This window comes from Pseudomonas sp. GV047 (genome assembly GCF_003058245.1).
GTDB classification, from domain to species: Bacteria; Pseudomonadota; Gammaproteobacteria; order Pseudomonadales; family Pseudomonadaceae; genus Aquipseudomonas; species Aquipseudomonas marginalis.
In genome coordinates this window covers 18,658-35,812 of sequence record NZ_QCWA01000007.1, presented here as the reverse complement: position 1 = coordinate 35,812, position 17,155 = coordinate 18,658, and the positions used below count along the sequence as shown (strand labels likewise).

23 protein-coding genes are annotated in these 17,155 nt (G+C 59.9%); 8 read left to right on the top strand and 15 right to left on the bottom strand.

The features are described 5' to 3' along the window. Positions 1 to 47: 47 nt before the first annotated feature. Together C8K58_RS18950 and C8K58_RS18945 are read right to left on the bottom strand one after the other, a co-directional pair. The gene (locus tag C8K58_RS18950) at positions 48 to 368 is read right to left on the bottom strand and encodes an I78 family peptidase inhibitor (protein ID WP_108574065.1); all 321 of its coding nucleotides are present in this window, start codon (positions 366 to 368) and stop codon (positions 48 to 50) included. A gap of 142 nt (positions 369 to 510) precedes the next feature. Further along, positions 511 to 816 carry a hypothetical protein gene (locus C8K58_RS18945; RefSeq protein ID WP_027604107.1) on the bottom strand — a complete coding sequence of 102 codons (306 nt, stop codon included), beginning with the start codon at positions 814 to 816 and terminating at the stop codon, positions 511 to 513. A gap of 154 nt (positions 817 to 970) precedes the next feature. Between C8K58_RS18945 and C8K58_RS18940 the strand changes: the two genes are divergently transcribed. Then, a complete protein-coding gene (locus C8K58_RS18940) occupies positions 971 to 1,183 on the top strand; it encodes a hypothetical protein (protein WP_027604106.1) in 213 nt (70 codons plus the stop codon). Between the two features lie 26 nt (positions 1,184 to 1,209). Here C8K58_RS18940 and C8K58_RS18935 read toward each other — a convergent pair whose 3' ends face one another. Genes C8K58_RS18935 through C8K58_RS18905 form a run of 7 tightly spaced genes read right to left on the bottom strand, consistent with a single transcriptional unit; the run spans position 1,210 to position 8,177 of the window. Beyond that, on the bottom strand, positions 1,210 to 2,238 hold the full coding sequence (locus tag C8K58_RS18935) for a nucleoside hydrolase (RefSeq protein ID WP_098479035.1): 1,029 nt from the start codon (positions 2,236 to 2,238) through the stop codon (positions 1,210 to 1,212). A 26-nt stretch (positions 2,239 to 2,264) separates the two neighbouring features. Beyond that, positions 2,265 to 2,669: a D-ribose pyranase gene (gene rbsD, locus C8K58_RS18930; RefSeq protein ID WP_027604104.1), complete on the bottom strand. Its 405-nt coding sequence runs from the start codon at positions 2,667 to 2,669 to the stop codon at positions 2,265 to 2,267. Beyond that, positions 2,666 to 3,583: a ribokinase gene (gene rbsK / locus C8K58_RS18925; RefSeq protein ID WP_108574064.1), complete on the bottom strand. Its 918-nt coding sequence runs from the start codon at positions 3,581 to 3,583 to the stop codon at positions 2,666 to 2,668. Before rbsK ends, rbsD begins: the two co-directional genes overlap by 4 nt. Before the next feature lie 23 nt (positions 3,584 to 3,606). Then, positions 3,607 to 4,629 (bottom strand): LacI family DNA-binding transcriptional regulator, encoded by a 1,023-nt coding sequence (locus C8K58_RS18920; RefSeq protein WP_065940353.1) that lies wholly within the window; start codon positions 4,627 to 4,629, stop codon positions 3,607 to 3,609. Between the two features lie 3 nt (positions 4,630 to 4,632). Further along, positions 4,633 to 5,610, bottom strand: a complete 978-nt coding sequence (locus C8K58_RS18915) for an ABC transporter permease (RefSeq protein WP_027604101.1) — start codon at positions 5,608 to 5,610, stop codon at positions 4,633 to 4,635. After that, a complete protein-coding gene (locus tag C8K58_RS18910; protein ID WP_108574063.1) occupies positions 5,607 to 7,160 on the bottom strand; it encodes a sugar ABC transporter ATP-binding protein in 1,554 nt (517 codons plus the stop codon). Before C8K58_RS18910 ends, C8K58_RS18915 begins: the two co-directional genes overlap by 4 nt. Before the next feature lie 57 nt (positions 7,161 to 7,217). Beyond that, positions 7,218 to 8,177 (bottom strand): sugar ABC transporter substrate-binding protein, encoded by a 960-nt coding sequence (locus C8K58_RS18905; protein ID WP_092486003.1) that lies wholly within the window; start codon positions 8,175 to 8,177, stop codon positions 7,218 to 7,220. Positions 8,178 to 8,730: 553 nt separating this feature from the next. Between C8K58_RS18905 and C8K58_RS18900 the strand changes: the two genes are divergently transcribed. The 3 genes from C8K58_RS18900 to C8K58_RS18890 all read left to right on the top strand — a co-directional run bounded on the left by C8K58_RS18900 (position 8,731) and on the right by C8K58_RS18890 (position 10,956). Continuing rightward, the gene (locus C8K58_RS18900; RefSeq protein ID WP_010209102.1) at positions 8,731 to 9,819 is read left to right on the top strand and encodes an asparaginase; all 1,089 of its coding nucleotides are present in this window, start codon (positions 8,731 to 8,733) and stop codon (positions 9,817 to 9,819) included. Between the two features lie 191 nt (positions 9,820 to 10,010). Beyond that, on the top strand, positions 10,011 to 10,262 hold the full coding sequence (locus tag C8K58_RS18895; RefSeq protein WP_027604098.1) for a DUF1654 domain-containing protein: 252 nt from the start codon (positions 10,011 to 10,013) through the stop codon (positions 10,260 to 10,262). Positions 10,263 to 10,266: 4 nt separating this feature from the next. After that, positions 10,267 to 10,956 carry an endonuclease gene (locus C8K58_RS18890; protein WP_027604097.1) on the top strand — a complete coding sequence of 230 codons (690 nt, stop codon included), beginning with the start codon at positions 10,267 to 10,269 and terminating at the stop codon, positions 10,954 to 10,956. A 30-nt stretch (positions 10,957 to 10,986) separates the two neighbouring features. Here C8K58_RS18890 and C8K58_RS18885 read toward each other — a convergent pair whose 3' ends face one another. Next, entirely contained in the window at positions 10,987 to 11,352 is a 366-nt protein-coding gene (locus C8K58_RS18885) for a hypothetical protein (RefSeq protein WP_043293337.1), read from the bottom strand. 263 nt (positions 11,353 to 11,615) lie between these two features. Between C8K58_RS18885 and csrA the strand changes: the two genes are divergently transcribed. The 3 genes from csrA (at position 11,616) to C8K58_RS18870 (ending at position 12,666) form a co-directional block, all read left to right on the top strand. Next, complete coding sequence (gene csrA / locus C8K58_RS18880) at positions 11,616 to 11,810, top strand: carbon storage regulator CsrA (RefSeq protein ID WP_027604095.1); 195 nt, start codon at positions 11,616 to 11,618, stop codon at positions 11,808 to 11,810. 212 nt (positions 11,811 to 12,022) lie between these two features. Continuing rightward, the gene (locus tag C8K58_RS18875; RefSeq protein ID WP_108574062.1) at positions 12,023 to 12,268 is read left to right on the top strand and encodes a hypothetical protein; all 246 of its coding nucleotides are present in this window, start codon (positions 12,023 to 12,025) and stop codon (positions 12,266 to 12,268) included. Positions 12,269 to 12,369: 101 nt separating this feature from the next. After that, a complete protein-coding gene (locus C8K58_RS18870; protein WP_027604093.1) occupies positions 12,370 to 12,666 on the top strand; it encodes a hypothetical protein in 297 nt (98 codons plus the stop codon). A gap of 19 nt (positions 12,667 to 12,685) precedes the next feature. Here the strand turns inward: C8K58_RS18870 and C8K58_RS18865 are convergent, their stop codons facing one another. From C8K58_RS18865 to C8K58_RS18845, 5 genes are all read right to left on the bottom strand, one after another. Beyond that, the gene (locus C8K58_RS18865) at positions 12,686 to 13,363 is read right to left on the bottom strand and encodes an HAD-IA family hydrolase (protein WP_027604092.1); all 678 of its coding nucleotides are present in this window, start codon (positions 13,361 to 13,363) and stop codon (positions 12,686 to 12,688) included. 132 nt (positions 13,364 to 13,495) lie between these two features. Next, the gene (locus C8K58_RS18860; protein WP_108574061.1) at positions 13,496 to 13,942 is read right to left on the bottom strand and encodes an anti-virulence regulator CigR family protein; all 447 of its coding nucleotides are present in this window, start codon (positions 13,940 to 13,942) and stop codon (positions 13,496 to 13,498) included. Positions 13,943 to 14,005: 63 nt separating this feature from the next. Beyond that, the gene (pcp, locus tag C8K58_RS18855; RefSeq protein WP_027604090.1) at positions 14,006 to 14,611 is read right to left on the bottom strand and encodes a pyroglutamyl-peptidase I; all 606 of its coding nucleotides are present in this window, start codon (positions 14,609 to 14,611) and stop codon (positions 14,006 to 14,008) included. Between the two features lie 7 nt (positions 14,612 to 14,618). Next, positions 14,619 to 15,569 (bottom strand): DUF979 domain-containing protein, encoded by a 951-nt coding sequence (locus C8K58_RS18850; protein ID WP_027604089.1) that lies wholly within the window; start codon positions 15,567 to 15,569, stop codon positions 14,619 to 14,621. Then, positions 15,566 to 16,282, bottom strand: a complete 717-nt coding sequence (locus C8K58_RS18845; protein ID WP_027604088.1) for a DUF969 domain-containing protein — start codon at positions 16,280 to 16,282, stop codon at positions 15,566 to 15,568. Before C8K58_RS18845 ends, C8K58_RS18850 begins: the two co-directional genes overlap by 4 nt. A 316-nt stretch (positions 16,283 to 16,598) precedes the next feature. Between C8K58_RS18845 and C8K58_RS18840 the strand changes: the two genes are divergently transcribed. After that, complete coding sequence (locus tag C8K58_RS18840; RefSeq protein WP_027604087.1) at positions 16,599 to 17,144, top strand: DUF4410 domain-containing protein; 546 nt, start codon at positions 16,599 to 16,601, stop codon at positions 17,142 to 17,144. Positions 17,145 to 17,155: the final 11 nt, after the last annotated feature.

Here is a 17,155-nt window from a genome sequence, read left to right as displayed (position 1 = left end):
TCCATGTGACGGGGTTTTTTATGGGCGTTGCAAAAGCCTGGAAACGATCAGCCGCAATTAACGCGCGTGATCACCAGGTTGTCATCGGTGTTCAGGTTCAGGCGGTCGGAGCGGTATTCCAGCGTGATCATATCGTTGGGCTTGAGGATCCGCGCGTTCTGTGCGCCAGCACGGGTACGGGCCTGCTCCAGCAGCTGCGGCGAGGCTTTCTGGCCAATGCTGAATTCGGCGGCCTTCGACTCACAGCGGCTATGACCGGCATCGGTCACGGCGGCGTCTTTGGCTGGCTCAGAGGCACCCGGGGTGCTGCAACCCGCCAACGCGAGTGCTGCCAACAAAGTACCTAATGATGCGAGCTTCCAAGGCATGAAGCCTCCTATTGAAAAATGAACAGAGATCGTGCGACAGCGGTCTGGCTGATAGGTTTCAAAACGTAAACCGCCGATAGGTAAGTCTGCCCGACTATCAGCAGGCATTCGCCCGATCAATCGTGACCAAATATGAGCGTAATCAGTAGATGTCGATGTAATCGAACGGCGGCTTCGGCCAGTTCTGCTTCAGCGCATTGAAAATCTGTGTAACCCAGACCTCGTCGCTGGCCGCGACGTTGCCGACGTAACCGGAACCCTTGGCCCAGGTCTCCAGGCGGAACAGCAGGCCATCGATGTCAGTGCCTCCCACCACCCCAGAAGATATGTAGGCAATTCCGGCCCTGGTCACACGCAACTGGGTATGCTCGTCATCACTGGCACTGGCGATCAGTTGACGCACGGCGGCCAGTGTCAGGTTCTCGGGGTTATTCAAATCGATCTGCACGCGGGGTCCCCCGGCAATTAAACAGGGAGACAGTGTCGCACAGCACCTGCTTCATGCCTAAGTAGCAGTGCCAAGCGCCGCGCAAAATGATTAACTGCGCCGGTTAGAGCCGCGTTCCAGCGCATTGCCCAGCATTTCAACCCGTGAGACTTCCATGACCACCGTAACGCTCCAAGCCGACATCAAAGCCAAATGGCCCCAAGGACAAAGCTCCTACAGCCCAGGAAGCCCGGAAGAACTGGCAATCATCGGTATCGACCTGCTGGTCAAGGAACTCGGCACCCAGGCGGCACAGGCATTCATCGGCCAGGTATTCGAAAAATACCCGGCCGATCACATGGGGGCACCAGACCCCGAGCGTGAATAAGAACCGGCTGGCGAACGTCGACCGGGTTACTTCAGGCGTGCCAGGCGCTCGGTGAGCAGATCGAAGAAGCCCTGGGCGTCGCCGTTCTCAACCCAGAACACATTTTTTGTCTGCTTCAGGCCGTCGTACCAATCAACGATGGTCTGGCCGAAGGTCGGGCCTTCGCGGCTGTCCACCACCATATTGGCCTGACGCCCTGTGAACAAGGACGGCTTGAGCAGGTAGGCGATGACAGTGGCGTCATGTACCGGGCCGCCCGGGATGCCGTAGTGTTCCATATCGCCCTTGACGTATTCATTGAGAATATCGCCGACGACCTTGCTCGCGTTGTTATTGATGTCGGCGATCTTCTTCAGGCGCGCCTCGCTGGTCAGCACCTTGTGGGTCACGTCCAGCGGCAGGTAGGTCAGCTTGACGCCACTCTTGAGCACAATCTCGGCTGCAATCGGATCGGCGAACAGGTTGAACTCGGCAACCGGGGTGATATTGCCGCCGTTGAAGTGCGCGCCACCCATCACCACCACTTCCTTGATGCCTTGGGTGATTTCCGGGTCCTGGGTCAAGGCCAGCGCCAGGTTGGTCTGCGGACCGAGCATGGCAATGGTGATGCTGTGAGGCTTGGCCGCACGCAGGGTCTTGATCAGGTAATCAACGGCGTTGCCTTCAGCCAAGCCCTTTTTAGGCTCATGGACGGTGACGCCGGAAATACCTTCTTTGCCATGGATGTTCTCGGCATAGATCGGTGTGCGCAACAGCGGCTTGGGTGCTCCGGCGTACACCGGGATTTCTTCACGCCCGGCCCACTCGCGGGCCAGGCGCGCGTTACGCGAGGTCTTGTCCAGGCGTACGTTGCCGGCGACGGTGGTCAGCGCACGAATGTTCAATTCGTCCGGGGAAGCCATGGCGAAGAGCAAGGCTACCACATCGTCGGCACCTGGGTCGGTGTCGATGATCAAGTCGATTTTTTCCGCCGCATGGGCGCTGGCAGCAGTGAGTGCGGACAAAAGCAGGACACTCCGAAACAGGTTTTTCAGGGTTGGCAGACCACGTTGCATAAAACACTCCTTGTCGTTGGGAAACTCTAGAAGGTTACGCCGGAGACCAGCGCGATATTGCAGTAAGGCTGGCACTCGCCGGTACGCACGACAGCGCGCGCGCTACGGCTCAGTTGCTTGAATTGTTCATGGCTGAGCAGACGTCGCTCGCCGAGGGCGGCCTGTTCAGCCAAAGCATCCAGCTCCGTCAGCGCGGGTGGCTGCTTGAGCAGGATTTCTTCCGCCAGCACGTGGCTTTCCACCTGCATTTCACTGAGCACGATACGCAAGGTGCTGATGAAGTCGGGAATGCCCTGGGTCAGCGCCAGGTCGATCAACTCGACCCCGGGCGGCACTGGCAGGCCGGCGTCGCCGATCACCAGGATGTCACCATGGCCCAGGGATGCGATCAAACGCGACAAGGCGATATTGAGCAGAGGGGTCTTTTTCATAAAAGCACAAAACCTTGAACGTCATGCAGCGTAGGAATGGAGGGTTGCGCACCAGCACGGGTGACTGACAAGGCTGCCGCGACCTGGCCGAAACGGATGGCCTCGGCTTCGCTTTTGCCACTGGCCAGTGCTGCGGCAAAACCACCGACAAAGGTATCGCCGGCAGCGGTGGTATCCACCGCCTTGACCTTGGGCGCCACCAGGTGCTCAAAGCCCTGGCCATCGGCAAACAACGCCCCCTGGGCGCCCAGGGTGATGATGACTTTGCCCGCCCCCGCCTTGATCAGGTGGGTCGCCGCGACCTTGGCACTGTCGAGGGAGTCGACTGTCACGCCGCTCAGTGCGCTGGCTTCGCTTTCGTTGGGAATCAGGTAGTCGACCGAGGCGTACCAGTCGGCAGGCAACGGGCCGCTGGCCGGCGCCGGGTTGAGGATCACGGTCTTGCCCAGTTCACGACCGCGCTTGAGGGTATAGCCCACGGTATCCATCGGCACTTCCAGCTGGCAGATAATCACATCGGCGGCCTGCAGCACCGCATCGGACGCCTGCAGTGAGGCGGGTGTCAGCTCGCCGTTGCTGCCGGCAACGATCACGATCGCGTTCTGGCTGCTGTCGTCCACCACAATCAAGGCCACGCCACTGGAACCGTCCACGGTGCTCACCGCCTGGCAATCGATACCCTCCACCAGCAAGGCGCCACGCAGTTCAGTGCCATAGGCATCACTACCGACACAGCCGATCATTGCCACATCCGCACCCAGTCGCGCCGAGGCCACGGCCTGGTTGGCGCCCTTGCCGCCAGGCACCGTGGAAAACGTCTGGCCGACCAGGGTCTCACCGGCACGGGGCAGCCGACTCGCGCGGGTGACCAAGTCCATGTTCAAGCTGCCTATTACCACTACTTTTGCTGGCATACATCAGTACTCATCAATTCGGTTCAGCGGTATTGGGCGAACACACCGGCGACGGGCGCCGTCGATTCACGCAACACGATGCTCGGCGTCACGATGCGTTGATCGATCGGCAGTTGGGGGGTTGCAATTCGTCGCAGTAAAAGCTCGGCCGCGGTCTCGCCCAGTTGCAGGATCGACTGCCCGACCGTGGTCAGCGCCGGGTACACGTAGCGGCCCATTTGAATGTCATCGAAACCGATCACCGACAGTTCACCGGGCACGCGGATATTGCGCTCCGCCGCCGCGCGCAACACGCCGAAGCCGATCATGTCGTTGCTGGCAAAAATCGCGCTGGGCGGGTTCTGCGCCAGCAATTGCACGGCAGCAGCATAACCGCCGGTGCTGGTGAAGTCGCTTTCCTGGATGCGATTGGCCACCACCGCCACACCGGCTTCATGGAGCGCACGCTGGTAACCCGCCAGGCGCATTTGCGCGACGCGGGTGTGGCCCGGGCCGCCGATGCAGGCGATGTCCCGATGCCCCAGCTCAAGCAAGTGCCGGGTCGCCAGGTAGGCGCCTTCCTCGTGGTCGATGCGTACCAGGTCGACATCGATGCCATCCAGCGCCCGGTCGACAATCACCATGGGCGTGCGCACGGCGCTCAAGCCTGCGGCGAGGCCGCTGTCATCACCGCCTACCGAAGTCACGATCAAGCCATCAACACGCTTCTCCAGCAACACCCGCAAATAGCTGCGTTGTTTTTCCGCGTTGTCGTCGGAGTTGCAGAGAATCACGCAGTAGCCGTTACGCTCACAATAATCCTCGATGCCCCGGGCCAGCTCGGCAAAATACGGGTTGAGGCTGTTGGGCACCAGCAATCCGATGGTGGCCGTGGTCTTGGCCTTGAGCGAACGCGCGACGGCACTGGGCACGTAGTCGAGTTGCTTGATCGCCGCTTCAACCTTGATCCGTACCGGCTCGCTCACCGGGCGCGTCTTGTTCACCACATGGGACACGGTGGTGTAGGAAATACCTGCAATCGCGGCCACATCCTTGATCGTTGCCATGGTTCAGCCTCGCCGACTGGCACGACGGCTGCGATAAGTATCCAGAACCACGGCAATCACGATCACGGCACCGGTGATGATGCGCTTGGTGGGCTCCGTGGCACCGATCTGCGCCAGGCCGGCGGCCAATACCGAAATAATCAACACACCGAAGAAGGTACTGATCACCGAACCACGCCCGCCCATCAGGCTGGTGCCGCCGATCACCACTGCGGCGATCACTTGCAGCTCGAGGCCGGCACCGGCATTCGGGTCTGCCGCTTCCAGGCGCGAAATCTGGAACAACGCCGCCACACCGGCCAGCAGGCCCATGAGACTGAACACCAGGATCTTGTACGGCTTGGGATTGATCCCGGCCAGGCGCACGGCTTCTTCGTTGGTGCCGATACCGATCAGGTAACGACCGAATACGGTGCGGGTTAATACCAGTTGGGCGGCAATGATCACCAGCAAAGCGATGATAAACGACGGCGAAATGCCGAAGGCGATCGGGTTGGACAGCCACGCAAACGAATCGCCGATATAGGCCGTGCGCGAGCCGGTCATCTGGTACGCGACGCCCCGGGCCATTTCCAACACGCCGAGGGACACGATAAACGAGGGAATGCGCCAGGCCACCGTGATCGAGCCGGTGATAGTGCCGGCCAACGCGGCGCACCCCATGCCGAGCAAGGCCGCCGGCAAGACACTCCAGCCCCACCCGAGAATCGCCACGCTGACCGCCGATGCCGCCAACGCCAGTACCGAGCCCACCGACAGGTCGATACCGCCGATGATCAGGATGAAGGTCATGCCCACCGCCAGCACCATCAGGTCAGGAATCTGGTTGGCCAGGGTGCTGAACGTGTCATAGGACAGGAAGTGATCACTGAGCACCGAAAACAGCGCGATCATCGCCAGCAATGCACCGGCCAGCCCCAGGTAGGTGCCAAGGCCGTAGAAGTTGCCGCCGGTTTTACCGGGGAAAGTTGTTAGTTTCATGGGGTATCCCTAAGCACTGCGTCGTTGAGCAGCGCATCACGTTTCTGATAGCCGGCAAAGGCGGCGGCAAGCAATTCGTCCTGGGTCCAGCTGTCGCGCTCGAAGGTTTCGATCAAGCGCCCGGCGGACAGCACGCCGATGCGGTCGCAGATCAGCATGAGTTCACGCAGGTCGCTGGACACCACCACCAGCGCCTTGCCCTGGCGAGTCAATTCACCCAGCAAGGCATAAATGTCGAACTTGGCACCGACATCGATGCCGCGGGTGGGCTCGTCGAACAGCATCACCGAGCAGTCGCGCTCCAGCCAGCGGCCGATCACCACTTTCTGCTGGTTGCCACCGGACAGTTCGGACACCAATTGCGCCGGGCTGGAACTGCGGATCCGCATGGCATCGATCTGGCGCTTGGCCAAGGCAGTTTCATCGCGGCTATTAACCAGGCCGCCAGCGGAAATTTCCGGCATGTTGCCCAATGCGATATTCGCACTGATCGACTGGGTCAGCAGCAGCCCTTCGCCCTTGCGGTCTTCGGTGATCAGGGCAATGCCATGACCCACGGCATCCACTGGCGAGCGAATACTCACCACCCGGGCCGGCGAACCCAAAGCCACAGTGCCGCTGTCGGCCAGGTCGGCACCGAAGATAAGACGCAGTAGCTCTGTACGACCGGCGCCGATCAGGCCGGAGATGCCATAGATCTCACCGGCACGCACTTCAAAGGATACGTCGCGGACCTTGTCCGAGCGGGTCAGGCCCTTCACGGTCAGGGCCGGGCCGCCGAGGCTGCGCGCCCCCAGGTCGATGTGTTCACCCAACTCCCGGCCCACCATCAAGGTGACCAGTTGTTCGCTGTTGTAATTGGCCATCGGCTCGACGCAGACCAGCTTGCCGTCGCGCAGTACCGCAATGCGCTGGGCGACACGGGCCAGTTCTTCGAGCCGGTGCGAAATATAAATGATCGCCACGCCCCGGGCCTGCAGGCGGGTGATTTGCTCAAACAGCATCTCTACTTCGCGGGCCGTGAGCATCGCGGTGGGCTCGTCGAGGATCAGTACATGGCAGTCGCCGATCAGGTTGCGGGCGATCTCGACCATCTGTTGATGGCCGATGCCGAGGCTACCGACCAGAGTGTCCGGGTCGATGGCGTCCAGGCCGACTTGAGCCATGGCCTCGATCGCAGCCTTGCGCAATTGCTTGCGGCTGATCCAGCCACAGTGGCTGGGCAGGTTATCCAGAAACAGGTTTTCAGCGACGGTCAGCGTCGGCAGCAGATTGAGTTCCTGCATGACCATGCGCACGCCCAACGCTTCAGCCTGGGTACGGCTGGCCGGACGGTAATCCTGCCCCTGGAATTGCATGTGCCCGGTGGTCGGGGTGACCAGCCCACCGACGATCTTCGACAAGGTACTCTTGCCCGCGCCGTTTTCACCGGTCAGCGCCAGTACTTCACCCCGGTTAAGCGTGAGGGTAATGTCGGCCAGAACCGGTTGGGCATAGGTCTTACCGATACCGCTGACCGAGAGGACAGCGTTCGGGGCGGAAGATGACATAGGAAAATCTCCAGGCGTCCGCCCAGGACGGGCGGACGCTGTTGGGTGCTGCCAGGATTACTTCTTGAGGACGAGTTCGACCGGGGTTTCGATCATGCCGTCCTTGGCATCGACTTTCTCACCCTTGACCAGCTTGAGGGCGTTCTGGATACCGAACACCGCTTGCTGCGCAGCCGCCTGGTCGGCGGTCGCCAGCACACGACCGTCCTGCAGCATCGGCTTGATGGCGTCGATGTTGTCATAACCCACCACCAGCACCTTACCGGCCTTGCCTGCCGCACGTACGGCGGAGACGGCGCCCAGGGCCATGTTGTCGTTACCGGCCAGCAGCGCCTTGAGGTCCGGGTGTTCGCTGAGCATGGCCGAGGCCACTTTCTGGCCCTGGTCAATTTCCCAGTTGCCGGACTGGGTGGAAACGATCTTCATACCGGCAGCGTCCATCGCATCCTTGAAGCCCGCGGTGCGCTGCTGGGCGTTGGTGGTGGTCGGTACGCCTTCGATAATGCCGACCTTGTCGCCGGCAGCCAGTTGCTTGGCCAGGTAGTCGCCCACCAGTTTGGCGCCTTTGCGGTTGTCGGGGCCGACGAAGGGAATATCGAGGTTTTTGCTTTTCAGCACGTCCGGGTCCAGGCGGTTATCGATGTTGACGATCTTGATCCCGGCTTTAGAGGCATCCTCAAGCACTTTTACCAGGGCCTTGGAATCAGCAGGCGCGATAACGATGGCATTGACCTTGGCCAGGATCATCTGCTTGACGATACCGATTTGCGCACTGGTATCGGTTTCGTCCTTGATGCCGTTGGTGATCATGTCGAAATCGGCGGCGTGGTCTTTCTGATACGCCTTGGCACCGTCCTGCATGGTCACGAAAAATTCGTTGGCGAGGGACTTCATCACCAGGCCGACCTTGGGTTTGGCGGCAGCGTCATCAGCGAATGCAGAGGAGAAAGGTAAGGCGGCGGATGCGGCAGCAAGCACAGCGACAGCAAGAAGACGTCCGGCGAATGGCAGCTTCATGGGTTCACTCCGATCTTATGATTATTGTGAGCAACGCGTGCACCGAAGTGTGCTTCGGCGGCCCTCCCACCCGGGTGGCTGATACGAGCTGGCAGGAGACTCTAATGAGGGTCTCGTGAAACATCTCGCAAACGTTTGCGTTAGCCAAACTATGAGAACCTTGTCGAGATTTGTCAACGGTAGAACATGGCCTTTCATGCAAGACCTACAGCCCCGGCTCTCCCGTCCTGCGAAGGCCGCTCCTAAACATCTGCCACGTTCGGTCGTTCTCTGAAACGACAGGTTTGGCGCGGCACTCAGGATTCTTTCGTCATAACTTTCGGACAACCGAACGCCACACCCCAGGTTGTTCGGAAAGCCGGACACCCAGCAAGCAAAACCTCATCGCTCAATCAGTAAAAATTTATATATATCAACAAGTTAATTTATATGCTCGAACATATTCGGCATGGTACAGATCCTGCTCCTACACAGCGCCTGGAGGCATTCAGCAATGCCCAGGTGTTCTAGATGAACCTGCTACAGCACTCATCAAAAACCAGAGAGAAAAATAATGAAATCTGCATTGAAGAACTTTGTTCCGGGGGCGTTGGCCCTTCTGCTGCTGTTCCCCGTTGCCGCCCAGGCAAAGGAGGTTGAATCCAAGACCAAACTGTCCAACGTGGTGATCCTCGCCACCGGCGGCACCATTGCCGGCGCGGGCGCCAGCGCCGCCAACAGTGCGACGTACCAGGCTGCCAAAGTCGGTATCGAGCAATTGATCGCCGGAGTTCCTGAGCTTAGCCAGATCGCCAATGTGCGTGGCGAGCAAGTGATGCAAATTGCGTCCGAAAGCATCAACAACGAGAACCTGCTGCAACTGGGTCGCCGCGTCGCCGAACTGGCCGACAGCAAGGACGTGGACGGCATCGTGATCACCCACGGTACCGACACCCTGGAAGAGACCGCCTACTTCCTGAACCTGGTGGAAAAAACCGACAAGCCTATCGTGGTGGTCGGCTCCATGCGCCCAGGCACCGCCATGTCGGCCGACGGCATGCTCAACCTGTACAACGCCGTCGCCGTGGCCGGCAGCAAGGATGCACGCGGAAAAGGCGTACTGGTGACCATGAACGACGAGATCCAATCGGGTCGCGACGTCAGCAAGATGATCAATATCAAGACCGAAGCCTTCAAGAGCCCATGGGGCCCGCTGGGCATGGTCGTTGAAGGCAAGTCCTACTGGTTCCGCCTGCCGGCCAAGCGTCACACCATGGACTCGGAATTCGACATCAAGAACATCAAGAGCCTGCCCGATGTTGAAATCGCCTACGGCTACGGTAACGTGAGCGACACCGCCTACAAGGCACTGGCCCAGGCTGGCGCCAAAGCCATCATCCACGCCGGCACCGGCAATGGTTCGGTGTCGTCCAAAGTGGTTCCTGCGCTGGTGGAATTGCGCAAGCAAGGTGTGCAGATCATCCGTTCTTCCCACGTGAATGCCGGGGGCATGGTGCTGCGTAATGCCGAACAGCCGGACGACAAGTACGACTGGGTCGCCGCCCTCGACCTGAACCCGCAGAAAGCGCGGATTCTGGCGATGGTCGCCCTGACCAAGACCCAGGACAGCAAAGAACTGCAACGGATGTTCTGGGAATATTGATTCCTGCTGGCATCTCTGTAGAGGCGGGTTTACCCGCCTCTACTTCATGTGTAAATCCCGCAACCAACACCTCCCCGCCTTACACCAACTCGCCTAAACCGCCGTCAGACGAACTTATTGAATTTTAAGCAGTTGCGAAATTGCCTACAGTTAAATACTGTATGCACGTACAGCTTATTAAGGAGCACTCCGTGGCAAAGTCCTCTTCCGTAGCCCTAACCCCACCTGATGCCTACGAACGCCTGGCCATTCGTGTGCAAAAGATCATCAACTCCACCAACGCTCAAAAAGCCAAGGCAGCCTTGATCTTCCGCTTGCCGGACGAGCCAGAAGACGAGTGGCAGCGCTTGCTGGAGGAAATCGCGGAGAACGACAACGTCACCCTCGCCTATCGGGATGACGGCGGCGTGCAGATTTTCTGGGTTGTGCCGAAGGAAGATTGATTCAATGAGTGCCCGTTTTATTGCTGTGTGCTGCCTGCTTTTTGCTGTCACTGCCCATGCCCAGGCGCCCCGAACCTTCAGCGAAGCCAAAAAGGTTGCCTGGAAGTTGTACGCGCCACAATCCACCGAGTTCTATTGCGGCTGCAAATACACCGGCAACCGCGTTGACCTGAAAGCCTGCGGCTACATCCCACGCAAAAACGCCAACCGTGCCGCGCGCATCGAGTGGGAGCACATTGTTCCAGCCTGGCAGATCGGCCATCAGCGCCAGTGCTGGCAAGACGGTGGACGCAAGAACTGCACCCGCCATGACGACGTATTCAAGCGTGCCGAAGCGGATCTGCACAACCTGGTGCCGAGCATCGGCGAGGTCAATGGAGATCGAAGTAACTTCAGTTTTGGCTGGCTGCCGGTGCAAAGCGGGCAATACGGTTCGTGCCTGACCCAGGTGGATTTCAAGGCCAAGAAGGTCATGCCGCGCCCGTCCATTCGCGGGATGATCGCACGCACGTATTTCTACATGAGCAAGCAGTACGGCTTGCGCCTGTCGAAACAGGATCGCCAGTTGTACGAAGCCTGGAACAAGACCTATCCGGTACAAGCCTGGGAGCGCCAGCGGAACCAGACGGTGGCGTGCGTGATGGGGCGCGGCAATGAGTTTGTCGGCCCGGTTAACCTGAAAGCCTGCGGTTGAACAGGGGCGGCACTGCCGCCCAATCAGCGGTTACTGCGCGGTCTTGTGCTCGATGATCTCGGACACCGTGTCGGTTTTCTTGGCCCGCGCCATCTTCTCGTTGAGCAGCGTCTGCTTGGCTTCGGCCTCGGCCCTGGTTGCAAATGGCCCCAGCAGCACTTCGTCCTTGCCGTCGACCTTCACGATGTAAAAACTGAACCCGTGTTCGAGCAACCAGGCGGTCAGGTCGGTGATTGCCTGCAGCTTATGGTCCGGCGGGCCTACTCGCAGGTCCCATTCCTGGGCAGCAATCGCGCCGGTTTGTGGCTGGCTTTCGGTTACGGCAGGCTTGGCCTTGGCGGCATCGACGCTTTTGCCTTCACCGCAACCGGCCAATGCCAACACCGCAATTGCCATCGCTACTTTACGCACTGCCCTGCTCCTTCAACGGATAAAGAGGCGACTTTATCATTCACTGTCTATTCTGGCCGTCATAAACATTGGCTTAAACAATGCGAATGATGTATCCCAGACCTGTATGATGCCGCCATGGGAATTAATGTCGCCTCTATGCGTCCTAAAAGAGGCAGTCACAGGGACGCGCTTAGCAGTAAGCTACACACATACGACACCTGCCCTGTCTGAAACATGTGTCCTTAAAAGTAATCAAGGAGAAGTCCATGCTTATACTCACCCGCAAAGTCGGTGAAAGCATAAACATCGGTGATGACATTACGATCACCATCCTGGGCGTCAGCGGCCAGCAAGTACGAATCGGCATCAACGCACCCAAGGATGTTGCCGTGCATCGCGAGGAGATTTACCAGCGCATCCAGGCCGGCCTGTCCGCTCCGGACAAAAACCAGACGCCTTGAAGCGCCCTCAGTAGCCAGCCCTTTCGTTCACTGTAACGGCTGGCGAAAACCTCATCGGTCTGCTTTTGTCTGTGTCGCGCGAAGCGCTTTTTGCCGCATGCCCATCCATGCATCAAGATGAAACTATCTTCACGCCTGGAACTTATTACACCCTTTGCAACCGAATCCTCTGACTGATACCCCGCCATCCGTGTGCACTTAGGAGCACGTCGATGCTGCCAGGCAATGCCCAGCCATTTTTCTCCAGATCCTGGATGATCGCCCTGCTGACGGGGCTGGTCTTTGTCGGCTTGGAATATGGCCTGAAGCTTGAAATAGAGGGCGCCGAAGCGCCCCGTTCGCGGCTGGACCTGGTACTCCTGCTGTGTGGCTACCTGTTCATGTTCTGCCTCAAGCCCATCCAGATAGCCGTGCAGCGCAAGTTGTGCCAACGCATCGTGCGCAAAACCGTACGCTGACGCCCACCCCCGATTCGCTTTCAGATCGCTGGTATTTACAGCCTCGCAGCAGGACCTATCCTTGGGTGTGTTTGCACAGTCAGTAGAAGGTGCCGGTACAGATGGACACGCTCACTAAAACCCAAATCGAATCTGAATTGGCAGCCCGCCTGCCCAGCTACACGGTCACCTGTACGCTGCACGCCGACGGCACCCTCTCGGCCGTGCTCAGCGGTCCGGAAACCGATCACTTTGCAATCACCGGAATCGTGCGCGCGCATTATCGCGGTGCCGAAGCGATTGCCCGGCTCGCCAACGAGATTCTCAGGGAGATGGTGCTGTCACGCCAAGGCATGCGCAGTGATCGAATGCAGGCGTCGCCTGATCCAGCCACCCGCGAAACAGGCCGAGTCCGGTAGCCGGCTCGGCCTTGCTGCGTCAGCCCGTCGCGCGCGCCAAGTACAGCAAGCCATCAGCGCTGCGTTGCACCTGCAGCTGTTCATACCCATCGATCGAAGGATGCTCCGTCGCCATGGGCTTGAGGTGCGTCGAGGTCACGACCATCACATCCGCTCCAGCCGCCTCCCCTGCACGGATGCCCACCGCCGCATCCTCAAACACCAGGCAATCCTGCGTCGACACCCCCAGGCGCTGCGCACCGAGCACATAACACGCAGGGTTCGGCTTGCCGATAGCCACGTCTTCAGCCGTGACCAGCACCGCTGGCGGCGTAATACCCGCCGCTTGCAGTCGACGCAACGCCAGTTCCCTGGGTGCAGAGGTGACCAGCGCCCACTGATCGCCGGGCAAGCGGTTCAGAAACTCGACGGCCCCGGCAATCGCAACGACACCTTGCACATCATTGATTTCAGCCTCGGTAATCCACTGCGCTTCAACCTCCGGGTCGACGCCGGGCAAGGCCTGGCGCGTGATGGTGTCGATCGCCCGGGCGCCATGGATGGTGGCCAGGAACGTCGCCACCTCCAGCCCATGGCGTTCAGCCCAGATACTCCATACCCGCTCGGCGGCGGCAATCGAATTGAGCAGAGTCCCATCCATATCGAACAGAAAGGCGCGGTAAGGGCGGGCAAATACGGCTGAACCTCGGATGGACACTGCGGGGTTTCCTCGTGAGCTGAAACGAATAATCGACGCAATGCAATCTACGGATCACCCGGCGGCTTGTAAACGCCAACGACGCCGGCAATAACACGGCAGGTCGAGCGCCATGCGGTCGACACCGCCAGCTCAATCGAGGGCGCCATTGAGGACTTCGTAGATGATGCCCGTCGCGATGGCCACCAGTATCAAGTCGGTGCCCGCCTGCTGCCACTCGTATCCCTCGTAATGGGGCAAGCGGCCCAACAAACGCCCGTCCAGCTTCTTGGCAATGCCCGGCGGCAGCGGCTTGCCGCGGGCCAGGTTCTTCTGGATGCCTGGCGGCAAGGCGGGCCCAGGGCTCCAGTAGTCGCGATAACCGCCCAACACATTCAGCACGCTGCCACGGTCGACGCTGGGGCCATGACTGCCTGCTGCACCTTTGCCCTTGGGCTTGTCATGCCCCTGCCCGCCGTGACCATTGCCTTTATCGTTGCCTTGCCCCTTGCCATTGCCTGGGTCAGCCAGGGCCATACCGCCAGCGGCAAACAACACAAGCGAAAGCGCAACAGATACGAATTTCGGGCACTTGATCATGGCGATAATCCAACACAGGAATGTAGCTGAACTGTAGTCGAGGTTATCGCACCCCGGGGGACGTCAACTCACCTGACCACCCACTTCCAGCACATCCACCGGGGTATTCCACGCCGCCGACACCGCGATGCGCAGCCCATCGACAAGGCCCGCGCCAAGATCCCTCGACACGTGGATAAAACCACTGCGTACACCGGTGCCCGCGAGTTCGTGCTGCAAGCGGTAGAACACCTGGTTGCACACGAATGTACCCGCCGTCTGCGATACCGACACCGCAATCCCTGCTTCGCGCACCGCCCTGGCCATGGCCTTGATCGGCAGCGTCGAAAAGTACGCCGCCGGGCCGCCGACCACCACCGCCGTGTCGATGGGTTGCTCCCCCAGATTATCGGGGATGCGTGCATCGTTGACGTTGATCGCCACCCGCTCGATAGATATTTCGCTGCGCCCGGGGGCCAACCCAGTGGCGATAACCATCGCCGGACGCAGTTCACTGATCAGTTGGAGCAGGCACTCACCCGCCGTGGCAAACGCACAGGGCAATCGGCGCGCAACAATCCGCACATCATCGTCGAGTTGCACGCCATCCAACTGGCGCACCGCTTCCCAGGAAGGATTCACCAGGTCTTGATCAAAGGGCTCGAACCCCGTCAGCAATACAGTTCGCATCGTCGCCTCACATCAACACATAAAGCAGGACAATATTGACCACCAGCATCATCAACGCGGTCGGTAGTTGCGCCTTGATCACCGCGTTCTTGTCCGGCAACTCCAGCAACGCCGCCGGCACGATATTGAAGTTGGCCGCCATCGGCGTCATCAGCGTACCGCAGTAGCCGGAGAACATACCGATGGCGGCCATCACCGCCGGGTTACCGCCGTAGATACCCACCAGCACCGGCACGCCGACGCCCCCGGTCATCACCGGGAACGCCGCGAAGCCATTGCCCATGATCACCGTAAACAGCGCCATGCCCAGCACGTACACCATGACCGCCACCAACTTGAAATCCAGGTTGATGTAGGTGGTGGTGACATGGGCGACAGCCGTGCCGACACCGGCTTCATTGAACAGCAGGCCAAGCATCGCCAGCATCTGCGGCAGCACCATGGCCCAGCCCAGGGCCTCGGTGAGTCGCCGGGATTCGCGCAAGGCTTGCACCGGGGTATCACGGGTCAGCCAGCACGCCAGGCCGAGGGCGATCAGGCAGCCGATGCCGAGGGACACGAAGGTGGTGTTTTTCGGATCCAGCAGCGGTACCCCGCCAATCTCGGTGTGCTTGAGCAAGACCGAACCGATCACGGTGGTCAGGGGGATCGCCAGCGCCGGGATAAACAGCTTGTGCCCGAGGCGGCCGGCACTGGCGCGCGAAGCCTTGTCATGCAACTCAGCATGGGTGCCACGGCCGACGCCGCCCAGGCCGGCGATCAGCGCCATCACCACCACTCCCGCACCGACCACCACCGAGGGCAGGCGCTCCCCCACCAGGAACGGGATGGCAAACAGCAGCCAGAACAGTGCGCTGGACCAGCGCTTGGGATGGCTTCGATCCAACAGGATCATGCCGGCGGTGATCAGCAGCAGGATCCCGGCGAGCCAGTACAGGTATTGGATAGAGATGATCATTGCGCGGCCTCCACAGGGTTCGCGGCGGTCGTCATCTCGCGGGTCAGTCTTCGGTCAAACCGATGAAGTCGGAGCGCGTGAATGATAAAGGCGCAAATCGCCGTAGGAATGCCCCACACCGCAATGTGCAGCGGCTCCACATCAATCCCCGAACCGAGCAGGAAGGTATGCATCAAGGCAATCGCACCAAAGGCGACGAAGATGTCCTCACCAAAAAACAGGCCGACGTTATCGGTGGCCGCACACATGGCCAACACCTTGTGACGCAGTTTGTCCGGCAGTTTGCCGTAGCGCTTTTCCGCCGCGCCTTCGGCCATCGGTGCCAGCAGTGGGCGCACCATCTGCGGGTGCCCGCCGAGGCTGGTCAAGCCCATGGCTGCGGTGGATTCGCGCACAAACAGATAGATGATCAGCAGGCGTCCGACCGTGGCGCGCTCAAACCGCGCAATCCAGTTCTGCGCGTGCAGGCGCAAGCCGTGGCGCTCCAGCAGACCGATGACGGCGAGGGGCAACAACAGGATCAATTGCAGGGCGCGAGTCTGTAGGAAACCATCCCCCATAGTGGCGAGGATTTTCTCCAGCGGGAAGTGGGCAGCGAGCCCGGTGGCGATAGCTGCGGCGGTGACCACCAACAGCGGGTTGAAACGCAAAACAAAGCCAACCACGATCACAAGTACGCCGATCAACGGCCATAAGTTCACAACAGTTTGCATGGCGGAGAGGTCCTTAAGTGCGCGCTGCGGCGCCATTACAGCAGGATGTGAACAAAGGGTTCACAGCAGGAAGTGGCGTGCAGTCGGCTCGGTTTTTTATTGTTGGCCCGTCAGGGCGAGCGTCAGTGGCGGCAACTGTGCTGCCTGGGAGCGGGAGGTGTCCAACAAGAAAAATTGTTGCTGCAAACCAATAAATTTTGTGGGTAATTGAGGGGGGTGCAGGTAACAAGTTGTAGACAGGCTGCAAGGGATTCGCGCATCTTGGCACCGCCTATTTACAAGGCGCCCTCATCACTGTTGTGGATATGGACATTCAATGAAAACCCAAAAAATCCTGATCGCCCTCTCCTGCGCCGTCGCCTTGTCCATGCTGGGCGGTTGTGCCGCCAAGGTAAAAAGTGGCGGCAGCGGTGAACTGGCGATCCCGGAATCCGCCAAGCAAAACCTGGTGGTCAGCATCAAAGGCGAAGGCCAGCTTGAACAGAACCCCGACTGGAACCTGCTCAAGCGCGACTGGAATAATGCACTCCAAGTGGAAGCCCGCCAGGCCGGCTTCAATGTCACGGAAACGCCCTCGGTGACCAAGAGTGACCAGGACGGTGTCGGCATCGCCATCAGCGTGAGCAAGTTCCGCTACATCGAGCCAGGTTCACGCTATGTCGCCGGCGCGCTGGTGGGTAACGCCTGGGTGTTCTCCCGCGCCGACTTCTCCGACCTGAAATCCGGCGCGCCGATCGGCTCGCGCACCTATGACACCTCCTCGTCGGCCTGGGAAGGGATCGCCTCAGCCATGACGCAGAAGCAGGTTCAGGCGATTGCCAAGCAGTTGATCAGTGACATCAAGAGCGCCAAGGCCAAGTAAGGCGCCCCGCC